Raw genomic sequence first — 18145 nt, 5'->3', positions numbered from 1 at the left:
GGACTCAACCCAGCGCGGCGGCCTCCCCGGCGAGCGTGCTGATCCGCGCCCAGTCGCCCGCGGCGATCGCGTCAGCGGGGGTGAGCCAGGTGCCGCCGACGCAGCCGACATTGGGCAGCGCGAGGTAGTCGGGGGCCGTCGCCGGCCGGATCCCGCCGGTGGGGCAGAACCGGGCCTGGGGGAGCGGACCCGCCACCGCCCTGAGGTACGCCGTCCCGCCGGACGCCTCCGCGGGGAAGAACTTCATCTCCGTCACGCCCGCCTCCAGCACGGCCATCACCTCCGACACCGTCGAGGTGCCGGGGAGGAAGGGCACGCCGGTGTCGCGCAGGGCCGCCAGCAGGTCCGGCGTGCACCCGGGGGAGACCAGGAAGCCGGCGCCGGCCGCGACCGCCGCCTCGGCCTGGGCGGGAGTGACCACGGTCCCGGCACCGAGCGCGATCTCGGGGACCTCCGCCGCGATCCGGCGCAGCGCCTCGAGCGCGGCGGGGGTGCGCAGGGTGAGCTCGAGGGCGGGCAGGCCGCCGTCGACCAGCGCCCGGGCCAGCGGTACGGCGGTCGCCGGGTCGTCGATCACCACCACCGGCAGCACGGGGACCAGATCAAGCGCGGACAAGGGAGACCTCCGGGGCGGCAGCGGGGACGGGGAAGATCGACGCGCCCTCGTCGGCCGGGCCGACGGTGGCGCGGAAGGCGGCGAACAGCTCGCGACCGGTGCCGGCCCAGGCCGCGCCCGACGGCGCCGCGCCCACGGCGGGCCGGCCGGCCAGGTCGGCGGCGATCGACAGGGTCCCGGCGTCCGGGTCGAGGGTGATCACGTCGCCGTCGCGTACCCGCGACAGCGGGCCGCCGAGCGCGGCCTCCGGGGTGACGTGGATGGCGGCGGGGACCTTGCCGGACGCGCCGGACATCCGGCCGTCGGTGACGATCGCGACCCGCTGGCCCCGGTCCTGCAGGACGCCGAGGGCCGGGGTCAGCTTGTGCAGCTCCGGCATCCCGTTGGCCGCCGGTCCCTGGTACCGGATCACCGCGACCAGGTCGATCCCGTCGAGCTCGCCGGCGGCGAAGGCCGCGAGGAAGTCGTGCTGGTCGTCGAACACCCGCGCCGGCGCCGACACCAGCCGGTGCTCCACCGCGACCGCCGACGTCTTCACGACGCCCGTGCCGAGCGGCCCGCGGACCACCTTGACGCCCCCGTCGGCCGAGAACGGCTCGGTCGCGGGCCGCAGCACGGTCGGGTCCAGGCTCTCGGCGGGCCCGGGGCGCCACGACAGCTCGCCGTCGACCAGCACCGGCTCCTCGGTGTAGCGGCGCAGGCCCCGGCCCACGATGGTCTCGACGTCCTCGTGCAGCAGGCCCGCGTCGAGCAGGGTGCGCACCAGGAACCCGATCCCGCCGGCGGCGTGGAAGTGGTTCACGTCCGCCGCACCGTTGGGGTATACCCGCGCCAGCAGCGGTACGACGGCCGAGAGCTCGGCGAGGTCGTCCCAGGTGAGCAGGATCCCGGCGGCCCGGGCGATCGCGACCAAGTGCAGGGTGTGGTTGGTCGACCCGCCGCTGGCCAGCAGCGCGACGCACGCGTTGAGCACCACCCGCTCGTCGACGAGCTCGCCGATCCCCGGCGCGGCGGTCGCGGCCCGGCGCACGGCCACCGCCGCGGCCTGGCGGGTGAGCGCGTCGCGCAGCGGGGTGTCGGGGTTGACGAAGGACGAGCCCGGCAGGTGCAGGCCCATCACCTCCATCAGCAGCTGGTTGGAGTTGGCGGTGCCGTAGAAGGTGCAGGTGCCCTTCGAGTGGTAGGACGCCGCCTCGGCCTCGAGCAGCTCCTCGCGCCCGGCCTTGCCCTCGGCGTACGCCTGGCGCACGCGGGCCTTCTCGCCGTTGGGCAGCCCGGAGGTCATCGGCCCGGCCGGCACGAACACGGTCGGCAGCTGCCCGAACGACAGCGCGCCGATCAGCAGGCCCGGCACGATCTTGTCGCAGACGCCGAGCAGCAGCGCCGCGTCGAACATGTCGTGGGAGAGCGCGATCGCGGTCGACATGGCGATCACGTCGCGGCTGTAGAGCGAGAGCTGCATGCCGTCGCGGCCCTGGGTGATCCCGTCGCACATCGCCGGGACGCCGCCGGCGACCTGCGCGAGGCCGCCGGCCCGGATCACCGCGTCCTTGAGCACGGGCGGGTAGGCGCCGTACGGCTGGTGGGCGGAGAGCATGTCGTTGTAGCTCGTCACGATCGCCAGGTTCGGCTTCTGCCCGCGCGCGAGCTCGGCCTTGGCGCCGCCCTCGGCGGCCGCGAAGCCGTGCGCCAGGTTGGCGCAGGCGAGCCGGCCGCGCGCGGGGCCGCGGACCGCGGCGGCCCGCACCCGGTCGACGTACGCCGAGCGGGTGGCCGCACTGCGCTCGACGAGTCGCTGGGTGACCGCGGCCAGCACCGGGTGCAGGGTGCTCATCGGGTGCCCTCCTGCCAGAAGCGGCCGTCCCGAGCAAGCAGCCGCTCGGCAGCGGCCGGTCCCTCGGTGCCGGGGTGATAGCGCACTGGCTCGACGGCGGCCTCCCGCCACCGCTCGAGGATCGGCTCGACCCAGCCCCAGGCGGCTTCCACCTCGTCGCGGCGCATGAACAGGGTGGGCACACCGCGCATCACATCGCGAAGCAAGCGCTCGTACGGCTCGGGGCTGCGCTCGTCGAAGGCGTCGGCCCAGGTCAGGTCGAGGGAGGCGGGGTGCAGCCGGATCCCGCCCGGCCCGGGGTGCTTGGCGGTGAGGTGCAGCTGCATGCCCTCGTCGGGCTGCATCCGGATGGTCAGCCGGTTGGGCGTCGTGACGCCCTCGCTGTCGGGGAACATCGCGTGCGGCGGCTCCTTGAACACCACCTCGATCGTGGACTCCTGCCGGGCCAGCCGCTTGCCGGTGCGCAGGTAGAAGGGCACGCCCGACCACCGCCAGTTCTGCACCTCGGCCCGCAGCGCCACGAAGGTCTCGGTCGTGCTGGGGTGTCCCAGCTCCTCGCCGTACGTCGTGTACTGGCCGCGCACCGTCGCCCGGTCGACCTCGGCGCCGGTGAGCGGCGCGAGGGCGCGCAGCACCTTGAGCTTCTCGTCGCGGACCGCGTCGTGGGCGTCCCCGCCGACGTACGACGGCGGCTCCATGGCGACCAGGCAGAGCAGCTGCAGCAGGTGGTTCTGCACCATGTCGCGCAGCGCGCCGGCCCGGTCGTAGTAGTCGCCGCGCTCCTCGACGCCGAGGGTCTCGGCGACCGTGATCTGCACGTGGTCGACCCAGCGGGAGTTCCAGATCGGCTCGAGGAAGACGTTGGCGAAACGCGTGACGAGCAGGTTCTGCACGCTCTCCTTGCCGAGGTAGTGGTCGATCCGGAAGATCTGCCGCTCCTCGAAGACCCGGCCGACGGCGTCGTTGACCTCGCGCGAGGAGGCGAGGTCGGCGCCGATCGGCTTCTCGAGCACCACCCGGCAGCGCGGGGTGACCAGGCCGAGGTCGTCGAGGCGGTCGCAGATGGTGCCGAACAGGTCGGAGCCCACGGCCAGGTAGTGGATCCGGGTCGCCTCCTCGTCGGCCGGGCGGTCCTTGAGCAGGCCGTGCAGCCGGTCCCAGTCGTCGGCGGAGCCGATGTCGAGGGTGAGGTGGTGCAGGCGGGCGGTGAGCCGGTGCAGGGCGCCGACCTCGAGGTGGTCCTCGGCCACGTGCTCGAAGAGCGCGCGGGTGACGAGGTCGCGGTAGCCAGCGTCGTCGAGCGGGGTGCGGGAGACGCCGATGATCCGGGTGCCGGCGGGGAGCTGGCGGCGGCGCTCCTGCTCGTAGAGGCCGGGCAGCAGCTTGCGCAGGGCGAGGTCGCCGGTGCCGCCGAAGACGGTGAAGTCGCTGGGGGGAAGCACGAGGTCGGGTGCGGTCACCGGAGCAACGGTAGTGCGCAAGAGTGTCTACCGGAAGTCATACTTATGACTTTCTCGGAACAAAGTAGCCAGGGTTTAGAGTCTGGAGGCATGACGGAGGTGCGGCAGCCGGTCGGCCGCGACACGGCGACGGCGGGTGAGCTGTTCGCGCTGGTGCGTGCGGGACGGGCCGCGACCCGCGCCGACCTGACCCGGCTCACCGGGCTCTCGCGGACCGCCGTGGTCGCCCGGGTGAGCGCGCTCGGTGAGGCCGGGCTGCTCCGGCTCGGCGCGGACCTCGCCTCCACCGGCGGTCGCCCGCCCGGCAGCCTCGCCCTCGCCGCCGACGCCGGCTGCGTGCTCGCGGTCGCCATCGGTCGCTCGCGCTCCCAGGTCGCGGTCTTCGACCTCGCCGGGACCGAGCTCGCCGCGTCGGCCGTCGACCACGAGGTCGGCGCCGGCCCCGACCTGGTCATGCCCGGCGTCGCCGACCAGCTCGCCCGGCTGACCGGCCCCGGGACCCCTCCCGTGCTGGGCATCGGCCTGTCGCTGCCCGGCGCCGTCGACACCGAGCGCGGCGTCAGCGTCGACACCCCGGTCATCGCCGGCTGGGACGGCATCCCGCTGGCGCCGTACCTCACCGCCGTCGCGGGCGACGCGCCGCTCTTCCTGGCCAACGACGCCGACATCCTGGCCCGCTCCGAGTACCTCGGTCACGCCGCCCAGGCCCGCGACCTGCTCGTGCTCAAGGCCTCGACCGGCCTCGGGCTCGGCGTCGTCGCCGACGGGCGGATCGTCTCCGGCGCGCTCGGCGCCGCCGGGGACCTCGGCCACACCAAGGTCCCGGAGGCCGCCGGCCGACCCTGCCGGTGCGGCGACGTCGGCTGCCTCGAGACCATCGCCGCCGGCTGGGCGCTCGTGGCGCGGCTGCGCGAGGAGGGCCGCGAGGTCGAGCACGTCCGCGACCTGGTCGCCCACGCCCTCGCCGGCGACCCCGAGGCCAAGCAGCTGCTGCGCGAGAGCGGCCGGATGGTCGGCGAGCTGCTCGCCGTCGCCATCAACCTGCTCAACCCGCGCGCGGTCGTCCTCGGCGGCGACATGGCCGCGGCGTACGACGTCTACGCGGCCGGCGTACGCGAGGCGGTCTATGCGCGCTCCTCGGCGTTGGCGACCCGCGAGCTGCAGTTCCTCCCGGCGACCTACGGCGACCGGGCCGGCCTGGTCGGGTGCGCCGCACTGGCGCTCGACGAGGTGCTCAGCCCGGCCGCCGTCGACGCCCGGCTGCGCCGCCGGGCCGAGGCCTGAGCCGGTCTGTCGGACTCAGCGCAGCTCGGCGTCCAGTCGCGCGAGCTGCCCGTCGACCAGCGCCCGCATCGGCGACGAGACCGGGACGACGGCCCGCTGAGCCAGCCACATGTCGTAGTCGTCGCGGCCCCAGCCCGAGCGGGTCCAGGTCGACAACAGGTCGGGTGCGCCCGAGCGGAGCAGCGCCTGCCGCAACGAGGCCGCCAGCGACTCGCGCAGGCGCACCACCCCCGGCGCGGTCGAGCGGGGGAGCACCGGTCCGCCGTACCCACGCATCGCGGCGCGCAGGTCGCCCGCCGCCAGCTGCGCCTCGACCGCGAGCCAGTCGCCGGTGACCGGCGCCGCGAGCCGGTACGGACGGGAGGAGAGCAGCTCGTCGCCCAACAGGCCGCGGAGCCGGTTCAGCTCGGCGCGCAGGGTCGACGTACCGCCGTCCGCCTCGTAGAGGAGCACGCCGAGCTCGTCGCCGCTGAGGCCGGTGGGGCAGGAGGCGAGCAGCGCGAGGATCTCGCTGTGGCGGCGCGAGAGCCGAAGTCGTGAGAGCCGGCCGCGACCGTCGTCGACGGTGACCAGCGCCTCGTCGTGGCCGAGCAGCTCGAGCACGATCCGCAGGCCGGTGTCGCGGTCCCCGCGCGCCGGCGGCGGCGCCTGGCGCGCCAGCTCGGCCTCCGCGAGGCGCGCCGCGGCGCGGACCATCGCCATCGTCTGCGGCACGACGAGCGCGTCGCCGCCCGTCACGTCGAGCACCCCCAGCACCCGGCTGGTCCCGGGGTCGTGGATCGGGGTCGCCGCGCAGCTCCAGGACCGCACCGCCGAGCGGAAGTGCTCGTCGCGGGTGATGAAGGCGTCGCGTCCGGTCGCGAGCGCGAGCCCCGGCGCATTGGTGCCGGCGAGCCGCTCGTCCCAGTTGCTGCCCTCCACGAACCCGATCCGCTCCGCCTCGCGCAGCCGCTCCGGCGTACCGCACACCCACAGCAGGGTGCCCTCCGCGTCGGCCAGCGCCATCACCGCCCCGCAGTCGCGCACCTCCCGCCCCAGCACGTCGTCGAGGAGCGGGAACACCCGCGCCAGGGCATGCGCCTCCCGCTGGCCGCGCAGGTCCGGCGTCTCCAGCGCGATCGGCGCCTCCCGCTGCGTGACGTCCACGCCGGCCGCCGCCGACCGCTCCCAGGACGCGGCGACCTCGGCGCGCATCCCGCGCGCCGGGCTGTCGATCAGGGCAGGGGCCACGATGTCTCTCCCAGGGTCTGTCCCACGTGACGAGCGTCTCTCCCGACGACGATGACGCACAGAGGTTGCAACCAGGTTGCATCGGCCCCGCCGGTGCGCCCGGCGGGGACCGGGATTCGGACCGTCGTCGCCGCTCCGGTAATGTCTCCCGCGGTGACGTGTCCGAGCGGCCTAAGGAGAACGCCTCGAAAGCGTTTGTGGGCGCAAGTCCACCGAGGGTTCAAATCCCTCCGTCACCGCCAGTTGATGTCGCAGGACATCTGCAGGACCCGGACCCACGGATGTGGGTCCGGGTCCTTGTCATTTCCGGCGCCTTGGTGGTGCGCGGCGGAGAAGCCGCGAGGTGGCGAACGTTGTCCAGCACTCAGTCTTAGATAACGATAAGGTGCTAACGTTATCCAACGGACGAGAGGAGGCAACGATGCCGACGCCCACGGATGACGCCACCGCCTCGCCCGAACTCGCTCTGCGCTGGGAGGAGCACGACTGGAACCCGCAGACGCCACCCCAGATGATGCTCCGACGCGACCGCGCCCGCATCGGACGGCCCTACCGAGCCGCCGTCCCGCCCGCGATCGCCACGATGCCCTTCGTGCTCGACCCCGACGTGGTAGCCGACGCGGAGGACGCCCGCGCCGAGATCACCCGATTCGACGCCGACCTGGGTGCCACCTTCCCCGGAGAGTTCGCGCCACTCGCCGCCGTCCTGTTGCGCACCGAGTCCACGTCGTCCTCGCAGATCGAGGACATCACCGCAGGCTCGCGTGCCCTCGCCCTGGCCGAGCTCGGCCTGGCCAAGCACGGCTCGAACGCCAAACTGGTCGTCGCGAACGTCGAGGCGATGGAACGTGCCATCGACCTGGCCGACCACATCACCCCGAACGCCATCCTCGCTGTCCACGAGGCGCTCATGCGCGGGCAAGACCACGCCAGTCCGGGCGCCTACCGCGACGTGCAGGTCTGGATCGGCGGACACCACGCCTCGCCCCACGATGCCGCCTTCGTCCCGCCCCACCACGCCCGAGTCGAACCCGCCATCGACGATCTCTGCGAGTTCGTCCACCGCACCGACCTGCCCCTGATGGCGCACACCGCCGTCGCACACGCCCAGTTCGAGACCATCCACCCCTTCAACGACGGCAACGGTCGCACCGGACGCACCCTCGTCCACGCCATGCTCAAGCACGGCAACGCCACGACCCGCACCACCGTCCCGGTGTCGGCAGGACTGCTCTCGGATACCAGCACCTACTTCGATGCGCTCACTGCCTACCGTGCTGGCGACCCCAACCCCATCGTCACCCGCTTCAACGAAGCCGCATTGGCAGCCATCGTCAACGGCCGCCGGCTCGCCGCCGATCTGCACGACATCAACGACCGGTGGCGGGACCGACTCACCGCGCGCCGCGACTCCGTCGCCTGGAGGATCCTGCCCATCCTGCTCTCCCAACCCGCGGTCACCTCCAAGCTCGTGCAGCAGCAGACAGGCGTATCGCAACCGGCGGCCGACCGCGCCCTCGGACAGCTCGCCGACGCGGGCATCGTGCAGGTCAAGAACGAGCAGGGAGACGAGCGCAGGCGCAACGTCGTCTGGAGGGCCGACGCTGTCATCGAGGCACTCGACGCGTTCGCAGCCCGCGCCCGCCGACGTCCCGCCTGACCGTACGCGCATCCACCCCGGCGGCCGGGACCTGACCCTCGCCACCCCGACTGCCCAGCGGGCGCTGCTCGGTCGACGACGAGGCATGGCAGACCGGTCATGGGCCATGGTGATGCCCGGTGGGGCCGTGGGTCGGGCGAGGCAAGACAGCGCAGGCAGCCTGCGGCTGGGACGAGAGCCCCAAGGTCACCAACAAGCGTGTCTGGCACTGGTACGAGCGCTGGTAGCGGCGAGAGGTGCGCGCCCGGATCCGTGCTGGACGTGGGCCCGGTTAAATCCGGACCACGAGCGTTGTCGTCCCCACCCCCGCGTGTGACCATCGCTGGATGGGACGCGCCCTGCTGGCCGCTGCGGCTCTCGTGCTGTCCCCGGTGGTGCTCGTGCCCGCACCTCCGGGCTCCGCGGCGCCTGGTGGCGATGCCGTCGTCGTGACGCAGTCCTTCACTCTCTCGACGACCGACCAGCAGGGGATGAGCACGGTCATGTGTCCCGCGGGGATGCGGGCCACCGGTGGTGGGGCGGCGCCGACACCGCCCGCCTCGCTCACGGTGGACATCTACCGGGTCTTCTACTCCGCGCCCGTCGACGGCAGTGGCCTGGCGGGCTCCACCGACGCGGGCGACGTCCCCCGGGGCTGGCAGGTGAGCGTCGGCAACTTCGGCCCGAGGCCGCAGACCTTCAAGGCGTTCGTGATCTGCTCGGCGGGCTCCGACGCGGTGCTGGCCGCGGCGCAGCCGGCGCAGTCGGGGACGCTCGACGTCGTCGTGCCGTGCCCGGCCGGGAGCCGGGCGATCGGCGGCGGGGTCGGCAAGATCAACGACACCGCGATTCCCGGGACCGAGGTCGCGAACCCGCTCCACCAGACCGGTCCCGTCGGTCCAGGGCCTGGCTATGCCGGCGACGGCGTGGTCGCGGTCGGCTGGCGGACGGTGGTCGACTCGACCCCGGCGTACGGCGACCGGTTCTTCGCCGTCTGCTCCGCGGCCTCCGACGCGGTGGTGCGCTCGACGAGCTACACCCTACCGATGGCCGACAACCAGGCCGGGGGCGCCGCCGTCGCCTGCCCCGCCGGCAGCCGCGCCCTGTCCGGCGGACAGGGCAACGCCGGCGCGTACGACGCCGAGGACCGGGTCGCGCTGATGGGGCCGTTCACCTCGATCGCCGAGCTCGACGGCATCGGGTCGGGTGCGGTCGGCCGCGGCTGGTCGGCGTACGGGCAGAGCTCGAGCACCCAGGCGCGCACGAACCAGGTCTTCGCGGTCTGCGCCACCGACACGACGCCGCCCGACACCACGCCGCCCGACACGACGATCCACAAGCATCCGAAGAAGAGGACCAGCGCCACCAGGGCGAGGTTCACGTTCGGCTCCGAGCCCGGTGTCACCTTCACCTGTCGGTTGGACAAGCGCGAGCCCAAGGCGTGCGCGTCGCCGTACCGGGTGAAGAAGCTCAAGCGGGGCAAGCACAAGGTCACCATCACCGCCACGGATGCCGCCGGCAATGTCGACCCCACGCCGGCGCGGTTCAGCTGGCGGGTGGTGCGCTAGCCGCGGATTGCGAGGTCCGCAGGACCGCCCGCGCTCGCACGCGGGGTCCGCGGGTTCGGGCGAGTGGTCGGTCGCCGACGCGCAGCACGCCGCTGCCGGCGCGGGTGCAGCGCAGGAGCAGCCCGGTCGGGGCGTCGAGGTACCAGGCGCCAGCGACGCAGGCGGTCCCGGTGGCAGCAGCCGGCTCGCCGCACCAAGGTGGACGACGCGGAACGAGCGGCTCGTGGTCGAGCGTGGGCATGGGCACCGGGCGGACGACGCGGACGACGAGGAAGAGCGCCGTGGCGCCCTCGGCTCCCAGGGTCTGGCCTCGAACAGGTCGATCGGAATCCGCGCTCATGGCATCGCCTCCAGTCAGCGGCAGCGGGATGTTCGCCATCGAGGCTAACCGAGGACCTCTGGATTGTTCAACGATCAATTGTCCTACGTGGTAGGAGGCGGCGTACGAGCAGCAAATGCGGTCGGATCCCTTCAGGATTGTTGAACAAAGGGTCAGAGCCCTGTAATGTGCGCCACGAAGGAGGAGTGATGAGTGACGTGGTGGCGGAGCGCTGGCTCGACGGCATGACCGGCCTGCAGCGGGAGGACGGCGAGAGCGTCGCCGAGCAGATCGCGAGCGTGCTGCGGTCGCGGATCATCCAGGGGCAGATCCAGCCCGGCGTCCGGCTGTCGGAGGAGGCCATCGCGGCCTCGCTCGACGTGTCGCGCAACTCCCTGCGCGAGGCATTCCGGCTGCTCGCTCACGACCGCCTCCTCAAGCACGAGAAGAACCGGGGCGTGTTCGTCCGGGAGCTGGACGCCGCCGCGGTACGAGAGATCTACCAGCTCCGGCTGACCCTGGAGCTCTCCGCCATCGATACCGCCCGCGCGGCGGGTGGGGCCGACACCGCCGTCCTCCGCGACTCGGTCAACGCCGGTCTGACGTCCGCGGTCAAGGAGGAGTGGGTCGACGTCGGAACCGCCAACGCGGCCTTCCACCAAGCCCTGGCCGGCCTCGCCGGAAACTCTCGGGTCGACGAGGTCATGAGCCAGCTGATGGCCGAGCTGCGGCTCGCCTTCCACGTGATGCAGCCGATCAAGGACTTCTTCTCTCCCTACCTGCCCGACAACGTGCGCATCTGCGAACTCGTCGAGCAGGGGCGCTGGGACGAGGCCGGGGACGCGCTGCGCTCCTACTCCGAGCGCGCCGAGAGCCAGCTCCTCGACGCCCTGTCGAGCCTGGACGACGTGCCCCTGACAGCCAGCGGAACCTAGTCCCGGCTCCTACCACGTCGGTCGCATACGGCGACCGAATTCCACACCCGGCCGTCGGCCGGGCACGCATCGACACCCACAGCGGTCGGCCGCGCCCTGCGCACGACCAGAAACGAGGAGACCATGAGCGACTCTGCGACCAACACCACGCGCCTGGCGCGGGCGAGCGACTTCGTCCTGAGGGACCTGATGGCGGCGAAGGCGGGGGAGGAGGTCATCATCACCATCGACGACGCGACCGACCCGCGCGCGGCCCACGTGCTCGCCGGCGCGGCGTCGGTGGTCGGTGCCCGGCCGACCGTCATGGAGGTGCCGCAGATGCCCTTCCAGGGCGCCCTCGCCGACCCCTACATCCCGGCGCCGGTGGCGGCCGCGGTCAAAGACTGCGACGTGTGGCTGGACCTCACTTTCCCCTACTTCAGTGGCTCCGGACCGCACATCGCGGCGCTCGAGACCGGCCGGGTCCGGATGCTGTCGCTCGCCGGGCTCACCTCCTCGTCGCTGGTGCGCCTTTTCGACCATCCCAACTACGACGACATCCATGCCCTGCAGGCTGCGGTCGACCAGTTCATCGCTGCCAGCGAGGGCGAGGAAGCGCGGGTGACCACGCCCGTGGGTACCGACGTCACCTTCACGCTCACCAAGCCGGCGACGGCGAAGCCGCGGGTCATGGACGGATCGGGCACCTTCACGCCGCTGGGCTCGGCGGTCATCCACCCACTCCCCGAGAGCGTGCGGGGCCGGGTCGTGCTCGAGGCCGCCTTCCACGAGTACATGACCGTCGCCCATCAGCCGCTGGTCATCGATGTCGACGGCAAGATCACGGGTCTGTCCGGCGGCGGGCAGGACCTGCGCGTCATGAAGCGTGCCCTCAACCGAGCCAGCGGTGGGGACGGCTACGGGTCGATCATCCACTTCTCCCACGCGCTGCACCCGTACGCGCGTCGTACCGGCTCCTGCTTCGTGGAGGACATCCGCGTCGCCGGCACCAACGCGGTTGGCTTCGGCATCCCGTGGTGGGAGGAGGGCGGCGGCGAGAACCACCCCGACGGGGTGATCACCCAGCAGTCGCTGTGGATCTCCGGGGAGCAGATCGTCAAGGACGGCGCCCTGGTCCACCCCGAGCTGGCGAAGCTCGAGAGCGTCTTCTGAGCTCGCGCCGTCGGCCGGAAGGACAGCGAACGTGGTACGACAGCCCATCGTCATCGTCGGCGCCGGCATCGGCGGCCTGACCGCGGCCCTGGCGCTGATGCGCCAGGGACAGGTGGTCCGGGTGTACGAGCGAGCCGACCAGCTGCGTGAGGTCGGCGCCGGACTGCATCTCACGCCCAACGGCGCCCGGGTCATGCAGTGGCTCGGCCTCGGTGAGGGACTCGAGAGGGCCACCGGACGCTCGCCCGGCCAGCGGCAGATGCGCCTGTGGAACACCGGTCAGGCCTGGGCGCTCCCGGGGCACGGCGCCGACGCTCTCGAGCGGTTCGGGGCGCCGTACCTCCTCATGCACCGCGGTGACCTGCACAGCCTCCTCGTGGACGCCGTCCGGGCCCAAGATGCCGAGGCCATCCACGTCGGTCGGGCCTGCGTCGAGGTGCGGCAGTCGGCGTCCGGCGCCGAGGCGATGCTGGCCGGCGGCGAGGTGGCTCGTGGTCGTGCCGTGATCTGCGCCGACGGCATCGGTTCCCGCAGCCGGCATCAGCTCTTCGGCCCGGCCAACCCTCGGTTCACCGGCTACATCTACTGGCGTGGACTGATCCCGATGGACCGGGTCCCCGAGTCGTCGCGCAACCAGTCCGCGGGCTGGGTCGGCCCCGACAACTTCGTCACGGTCTACCCCGTGCGGGGGAACACCCTCCTCAACTTCAACGGCACCGCCCGGAGGGAGAGCTGGTCGTCGGAGTCCTGGACCGAGGAGGGCTCCCGCGAGGAGATGGCGGGCGACTTCGCGGGCTGGCACCCGGACATCCAGGCGATGATCACGAACATCGACCAACCCCTGCGCTGGGGCTCGTTCTTGCGCGATCCGCTGAGCACCTGGGTCGACGGTGCGGTCGCGCTGCTCGGCGACGCGTGCCACCCGATGCACTCGTCTCTGGGGCAGGGTGCCAACAGTGCGATCGAGGATGCGGCGATCCTGTCCCGGTGCCTCGCCGACATCGAGGACACCACCGAGGCGCTGGCGGCGTACCAGGGCACGCGCGTGCCGCGCGCCACACGGATCGTCGAGGCGTCGAACCAGACGCGAGCCAACCGGCTCAGTCCGCTGCTCGCCGATCCGGAGACCGCGGTTGCCGAGATGGAGCGACAGTGGTCACCTGATCGGGTGGCCAAGAACTACGACTGGATCTTCTCCTACGACGCGACCTCGGCCCCGCTGCGATGAGCCCGCTGCAGGAGCGGATCGGCGCGCGGTCCATGGTCTTCGGGTTCAGTCAGGACAAGGAGGTCGTCGCGGCGCTCGCCCGGGCGGGCGGCGTCGGCATCCTCGGGGCGAAGCGGCGGACTCGGCAGCAGCTGCGCGCCGAGCTCTCCTGGATCCGCGACCACGCCGACGGCGGGGCGTACGGCGTCAACCTCGTCTTCCGCTCCGGTGGCGGCTCCTTGCCCGCTCCACTGCCGCAGCGACACCTGGACTTCGTGGCGCAGCTGCAGCGTCGCTTCGACATCCCGGCCGGCTCGACCGAGGGCTCCCCCCACCTGGACCCGACCCGCGGCTCGATCCCCGAGCTGGTCGAGGAGTCGGTCGCCGGCGGCGCGCGGATGGTCGTGAGCGGTCTCGGTGTTCCCGAGCCGGAGGTGCGGGACCTGATCCGCGCCGGCGATGTCCTGTACGGCGCCACGGTGGGCTCGCCCCGCCACGTCAAGCACCACCGGGCCGTCGGCGCCGACTTCCTGGTCGCGCAGGGCTCCGAGGCAGCCGGCCACGTCGGCTCCATCTCGACCATGGTGCTGGTGCCGCAGGTGGTCGACGCAGCCGGAGGTCTACCGGTCCTCGCGGCTGGCGGGGTCGGAGACCCGCGTCAGGTGCGCGCGGCTCTCGCCCTCGGGGCCGTCGGGGTATGGCTCGGCTCGACACTGCTCACGACGACGGAGAGCGGGCTGCCCGCGGTGCTGCGCCGCCGGCTGCTCGCGGCGACGTCCGACGACGCCCGCCTGACCCGGGCTCTCACCGGACAGGACGAGCGTGCGCTGCGCTCGGCGTGGACCGATGCGTGGCAGGAGGACGGAGCCCCGCCGCCGCTGCAGCCGCCGCTGCAGGCACAGCTCGTTCACGACACCCTGGTGCGGATCATCGACCACGAGCTCGAGGCGCTGGCCAGCGTCGCGGTCGGCGAGGTCGTCGGCATGATGGCGGCCGAGGAGACCGTGGCGGATCTCGTCGAGCGGCTGGGCGCCGGTTTCGACGGACCCGAACGCGCATAGGCGCCGAGAAGGGAGACGGTCATGGACGAGCAGGCGCTGACGGGCGTCCGGATCCTGGACCTCACGCAGTTCGAGGCCGGGCCGGGTGCCACCCAGCTGCTGGCCTGGCTGGGCGCGGAGGTGATCAAGATCGAGCAGCCGGGCATCGGCGAGCAGGGGCGGACGTCGTCGGTCTCGCCTGGGGGAGCCGACTCCCAGCACTGGCTGCACCTGAACGCGAACAAGCGCAGCGTCACGGTGAATCTCGCGACCGCCGAGGGCCAGCAGCTCCTGCACCGTCTCGCGCGCACGGCCGACGTCGTCGTCGAGAACTTCGCTCCGGGCGTGACGGCCCGACTGGCGGCCGACTACCCCACCCTCGCAGACATCAACCCCCGCCTGGTCTACGCCTCGATCAAGGGCTTCGGAGCAGGTCGTTGGCAGGACTTCCCGGCGTTCGACCCCATCGGGCAGGCGGTCGGAGGTGCGCTGAGCATCACCGGCGAGCCCGACGCGGTCCCGATGAAGCCCGGGCCCAACCTCGCCGACACCGGGACCGGGCTGCACGCGGTCATCGGCATCCTGGCGGCTCTCCATCAGCGCGCCCGCACCGAGCGCGGCCAGCTCATCGAGGTCAACCTGCAGGACTCCATCGTCAACATGTCGCGGATGGCCTTCGCGAAGCAGGCCGACAGTGGCCGGCCGGCGACCCGGACGGGCAACCGCAACCTGCTGCGCAGTGCGCCTTCCGGCCTGTACCCGTGCGCGCCGGGCGGACCCAATGACTACTGCTTCATCTACACCTCGCGCGCGCCGGGGCGTGGCCACGTCCAGTGGGTCAACCTGCTCGACGTGATCGGCCGCGCAGACCTGGCCGGAGACCCGGCGTACGCCACGCCGGAGCTGCGGCGTGACCGGGCCGACGAGATCGACGCGATGATCGCGGCCTGGACGAGGACGCTTCCGAAGCTCGAGGTCATGGAGACCCTCGCCAGGCATGGTGTGCCCGCCGGCGCGGTACTGGACACCTGCGAGCTGGCCACCGATCCGGACCTGCGCGCACGGGGCATGGTGTTCGAGATCGAGCATCCCGAGCGGGGGAGCATCCAGCTGGTCGGCATGCCGATCCGGATGAGCGACTCGCCCACGACGTACGTCGCCCCGCCCCTGTTGGGCGCCCATACCGACGAGGTGCTCGGCGCCGCGCTCGGGATGTCGGGCGACGAGCTCGCGCAGCTGCGGGCGAAGGGCGTGCTGTGAGCCAGGACGAGGGGGCACGCGCGCAGGCGCCGCTGGTGGGCGTGAAGGTCATCGAGTTCAGCGCGCCCGGGCCGGTCGCGCACGCCGCGCGCACCCTGGCTCTCCTCGGAGCCGACGTGGTGCGCGTGGTGCGACCGGGCGCCGGGGCGCCCTCGGCGGCCGACTCCGGTCGCCCCTACGTGGAGCTCGACCTGAAGCAGGCTGCGGATCTCGCCCTCGCTCAAGGGCTCGCCACCCGGGCGGACGTCCTGATCGAGGGCTTCCGACCCGGCGTGATGGACCGGATCGGCCTGGGCGGACCGGAGTGCTGTGCCCTCAACCTGGGGCTGGTCTACGTCCGCGTGTCCGGCTGGGGCCGGGAGGGCGTCCTCGCCCAGTCCGCCGGACACGACCTGAACTACGTGGCCACCTCGGGGCTGCTCTCCATCATGGCGCCGGCGGGCGGGAGCGGCTTCGTCCCGCCGCCCATCCTCGCGGACATCGCGGGCGGCGCGCACCAGGTGGTGGTGGCGGCCCTGAGCGGTCTGGTACGCCGGGCGCACGGCGCCGGCGGCGTCGTCGACGTCGCGCTGATCGACGGCGCGGTCGCCCTCACCGCCCCCTTCTGGGCGCGCCGCGAGCGGCCGGTCGACCAGCAGCCGCTCGAGCGCCCCTTCTACCGGACCTATCCCACGGCGGACGGCTCCGACATCGCCGTGGCCTGCATCGAGGACAAGTTCTATGCGCGCTTCCTCGAGGGCCTCGGGCTCGCCGGCGAGGACGTCCCGGATCGGCGGGACAGCGCGAACTGGCCGCGGCTGACCGCTCTCTTCGGCGAGATCATCGCCGGACGCTCGCGTGCGGAGTGGATCACCGTGTTCGGCGCGCTGGACGCCTGCGTCTCGCCGGTCCTGAGCCCCGAGGAGGCGCGGCGAGATCCGCACCTCGTGGGCCGGGGCCTCCTGCCGACGACGCTGTCCGGGCGGGTCGAGCCCCCGCTGCCCATCCGGTACGACGGCGCCCCGCCCACGGGCGTCGACAGCGCCGCGGCGCGTGCGCTGGATCCGGGCGCCGTACTGAGCGCCTGGTCGCACGAGCAGGACCCGGCCTGACCGACCCCGCACCGCGGGCTTCCGCGGTGCGTCGACAGAAGGAGAATGAGCAGTGGAACCAGGCACCGAGCGCGCGTTGTCCGGAGTTCGCGTGGTGGACCTGTCGCAGTTCGAGGCGGGCCCCGCGGCCACCCAGCTCCTGGGCTGGCTCGGCGCCGAGGTCATCAAGGTCGAACGACCTGGCGGTGGCGAGCAGGGCAGGCGCGCGCGCCGCCGTCCCGACGGGAGCGACGGACTTCGCTGGATGCTGCTCAACGCGAACAAGTCGTCGCTCACCTTGGACATGAAGGAGCCGCGCGGCCGCGAGGTCCTGGAGGCCCTGCTGCGCAAGGCGGACGTGCTGGTCGAGAACTTCGGTCCAGGGGCGATGGAGCGACTCGGGTTCTCGGAGGAGCGGGTCGCCGAGCTCAACCCGGCGCTGGTCTATGCGCGGGTGAAGGGCTTCGGAGCGGGCGAGTTCGAGGGCTTCGTCTCGGTGGACCCGATCGCGCAGGCCACGGCCGGGGCGATGAGTCTCACCGGTCCGCCGGACGGCCCGCCCACGAAGGTCGGCATGAACGTGGCGGACGCGGGCACCGCCCTGCACGCGGCGGTGGGGATCCTGGCCGCGCTGCACCACCGCACCCGAACCGGGCTGGGCCAGGTGGTCAGGGTCAATCTCCAGGACTCGGTCGCGAACATGTGCCGGGTCGCGTTCGCTCAGCCGCTCGAGACCCAGGTCGCCTCGGCGCGCACCGGGAACTCCTACAACCAGAGCGCTCCCTCGGGCCTGTATCCCTGCGCTCCCGGCGGCGCGAACGACTACTGCCTCATCTACACCATCATCACCGAGCCCGAGGGCACTCGTCAGTGGCACGGCATCTTGCGCGCGATGGAACGCGAGGATCTGCGCGACGATGCCCGCTTCGCGACGGCCGCCGCCCGCCGGCAGCACTCCGACCTCGTCGATGAGCTCGTCTCCGCCTGGACCCGCGGCCGGACCAAGCGCGAGGTGATGCGGGAGCTGCTGGCGCAGGGCGTTCCCGCCGGAGCCGTGAACGACACGCTCGAGGTGATCCGCGATCCCGACTTCATCGCCCGTGACATGGTCGTCGAGGTCGAGCATCCGACGCAGGGACCCCTGACGACCGTCGGCATGCCGATCACGCTGACAGCGTCGCCGGCGCCGACCGCGCCCGCCCCTGAGCTGGGCGCGCAGACCGAGGCCGTGCTGGCCGGTCTCCTCGGGCTCGCGGCAGCGGACATCGAGAGCCTGCGGGCCGCAGGAGTCGTCTGATCGGCGTCGCGCTCCTTCGGCGAGCCGGCGGTCACCTCTGGGTGGCCGCCGGCTCGTTCGTCTGCGGGCCATGAAAGTTCGCGTTTCGTTGAACAACGAGATGGACGCGAGCGCAGATGGCGCTCATTATGAGATTTTCTCCAGTTATTGTTGAACGATCGGGTGACTGAACGCTACTCTCCTGTGAGTAAGGACACGGGTTAGGGAGTGCAAATGGCTCACCAGTCAGGACAG

The 18145-nt window shown here is 72.5% G+C and carries 14 protein-coding genes and 1 tRNA gene; 11 read left to right on the top strand and 4 right to left on the bottom strand.

Features of this window, described 5'->3' with window-relative positions; genetic code table 11:
- Window positions 1-4: 4 nt before the first annotated feature.
- From eda to zwf, 3 genes are read right to left on the bottom strand one after another with little or no spacing between them, the layout of a single operon-like run.
- A complete protein-coding gene (gene eda / locus JOD66_RS09705) occupies window positions 5-616 on the bottom strand; it encodes a bifunctional 4-hydroxy-2-oxoglutarate aldolase/2-dehydro-3-deoxy-phosphogluconate aldolase (RefSeq protein WP_239545167.1) in 612 nt (203 codons plus the stop codon).
- Window positions 603-2450 carry a phosphogluconate dehydratase gene (gene edd / locus JOD66_RS09700; RefSeq protein ID WP_239545165.1) on the bottom strand — a complete coding sequence of 616 codons (1848 nt, stop codon included), beginning with the start codon at window positions 2448-2450 and terminating at the stop codon, window positions 603-605. The genes eda and edd overlap by 14 nt, the downstream gene beginning before the upstream one ends.
- Window positions 2447-3910, bottom strand: coding sequence for a glucose-6-phosphate dehydrogenase (gene zwf / locus JOD66_RS09695; RefSeq protein ID WP_204836670.1), 1464 nt, complete (start codon window positions 3908-3910; stop codon window positions 2447-2449). Before zwf ends, edd begins: the two co-directional genes overlap by 4 nt.
- 90 nt (window positions 3911-4000) lie before the next feature.
- Here zwf and JOD66_RS09690 point away from each other — a divergent pair, with 90 nt between their 5' ends.
- Window positions 4001-5194: an ROK family protein gene (locus JOD66_RS09690; RefSeq protein WP_204836669.1), complete on the top strand. Its 1194-nt coding sequence runs from the start codon at window positions 4001-4003 to the stop codon at window positions 5192-5194.
- Between the two features lie 15 nt (window positions 5195-5209).
- Here the strand turns inward: JOD66_RS09690 and JOD66_RS09685 are convergent, their stop codons facing one another.
- On the bottom strand, window positions 5210-6424 hold the full coding sequence (locus JOD66_RS09685; protein ID WP_307823414.1) for a GAF domain-containing protein: 1215 nt from the start codon (window positions 6422-6424) through the stop codon (window positions 5210-5212).
- A 152-nt stretch (window positions 6425-6576) separates the two neighbouring features.
- Between JOD66_RS09685 and JOD66_RS09680 the strand changes: the two genes are divergently transcribed.
- From JOD66_RS09680 to JOD66_RS09635, 10 genes are all read left to right on the top strand, one after another.
- Window positions 6577-6666, top strand: a tRNA-Ser gene (locus JOD66_RS09680).
- Window positions 6667-6845: 179 nt separating this feature from the next.
- Window positions 6846-8084 (top strand): Fic family protein, encoded by a 1239-nt coding sequence (locus tag JOD66_RS09675; protein ID WP_204836668.1) that lies wholly within the window; start codon window positions 6846-6848, stop codon window positions 8082-8084.
- 326 nt (window positions 8085-8410) lie between these two features.
- Window positions 8411-9631: a hypothetical protein gene (locus JOD66_RS09670; RefSeq protein ID WP_204836667.1), complete on the top strand. Its 1221-nt coding sequence runs from the start codon at window positions 8411-8413 to the stop codon at window positions 9629-9631.
- A 528-nt stretch (window positions 9632-10159) separates the two neighbouring features.
- Window positions 10160-10885 (top strand): GntR family transcriptional regulator, encoded by a 726-nt coding sequence (locus JOD66_RS09665; RefSeq protein ID WP_239545163.1) that lies wholly within the window; start codon window positions 10160-10162, stop codon window positions 10883-10885.
- Window positions 10886-11008: 123 nt separating this feature from the next.
- Window positions 11009-12037 carry a 2,5-dihydroxypyridine 5,6-dioxygenase NicX family protein gene (locus JOD66_RS09660; protein WP_204836666.1) on the top strand — a complete coding sequence of 343 codons (1029 nt, stop codon included), beginning with the start codon at window positions 11009-11011 and terminating at the stop codon, window positions 12035-12037.
- A gap of 31 nt (window positions 12038-12068) precedes the next feature.
- Window positions 12069-13265 (top strand): FAD-dependent monooxygenase, encoded by a 1197-nt coding sequence (locus JOD66_RS09655; RefSeq protein ID WP_204836665.1) that lies wholly within the window; start codon window positions 12069-12071, stop codon window positions 13263-13265.
- Window positions 13262-14305, top strand: coding sequence for an NAD(P)H-dependent flavin oxidoreductase (locus JOD66_RS09650; protein ID WP_204836664.1), 1044 nt, complete (start codon window positions 13262-13264; stop codon window positions 14303-14305). The genes JOD66_RS09655 and JOD66_RS09650 overlap by 4 nt, the downstream gene beginning before the upstream one ends.
- A gap of 21 nt (window positions 14306-14326) precedes the next feature.
- Window positions 14327-15544: a CaiB/BaiF CoA transferase family protein gene (locus tag JOD66_RS09645; RefSeq protein ID WP_204836663.1), complete on the top strand. Its 1218-nt coding sequence runs from the start codon at window positions 14327-14329 to the stop codon at window positions 15542-15544.
- A complete protein-coding gene (locus JOD66_RS09640; protein WP_204836662.1) occupies window positions 15541-16635 on the top strand; it encodes a CaiB/BaiF CoA transferase family protein in 1095 nt (364 codons plus the stop codon). Before JOD66_RS09645 ends, JOD66_RS09640 begins: the two co-directional genes overlap by 4 nt.
- A 52-nt stretch (window positions 16636-16687) precedes the next feature.
- Window positions 16688-17911 carry a CaiB/BaiF CoA transferase family protein gene (locus tag JOD66_RS09635; protein ID WP_307823413.1) on the top strand — a complete coding sequence of 408 codons (1224 nt, stop codon included), beginning with the start codon at window positions 16688-16690 and terminating at the stop codon, window positions 17909-17911.
- Window positions 17912-18145: the final 234 nt, after the last annotated feature.

It is taken from the genome of Nocardioides nitrophenolicus (genome assembly GCF_016907515.1).
In the GTDB taxonomy this organism is placed as follows: domain Bacteria; phylum Actinomycetota; class Actinomycetes; order Propionibacteriales; family Nocardioidaceae; genus Nocardioides; species Nocardioides nitrophenolicus.
The sequence above is the reverse complement of the archived record's forward strand: the minus strand, read 5'-3'. Positions and strand labels throughout refer to the sequence as shown.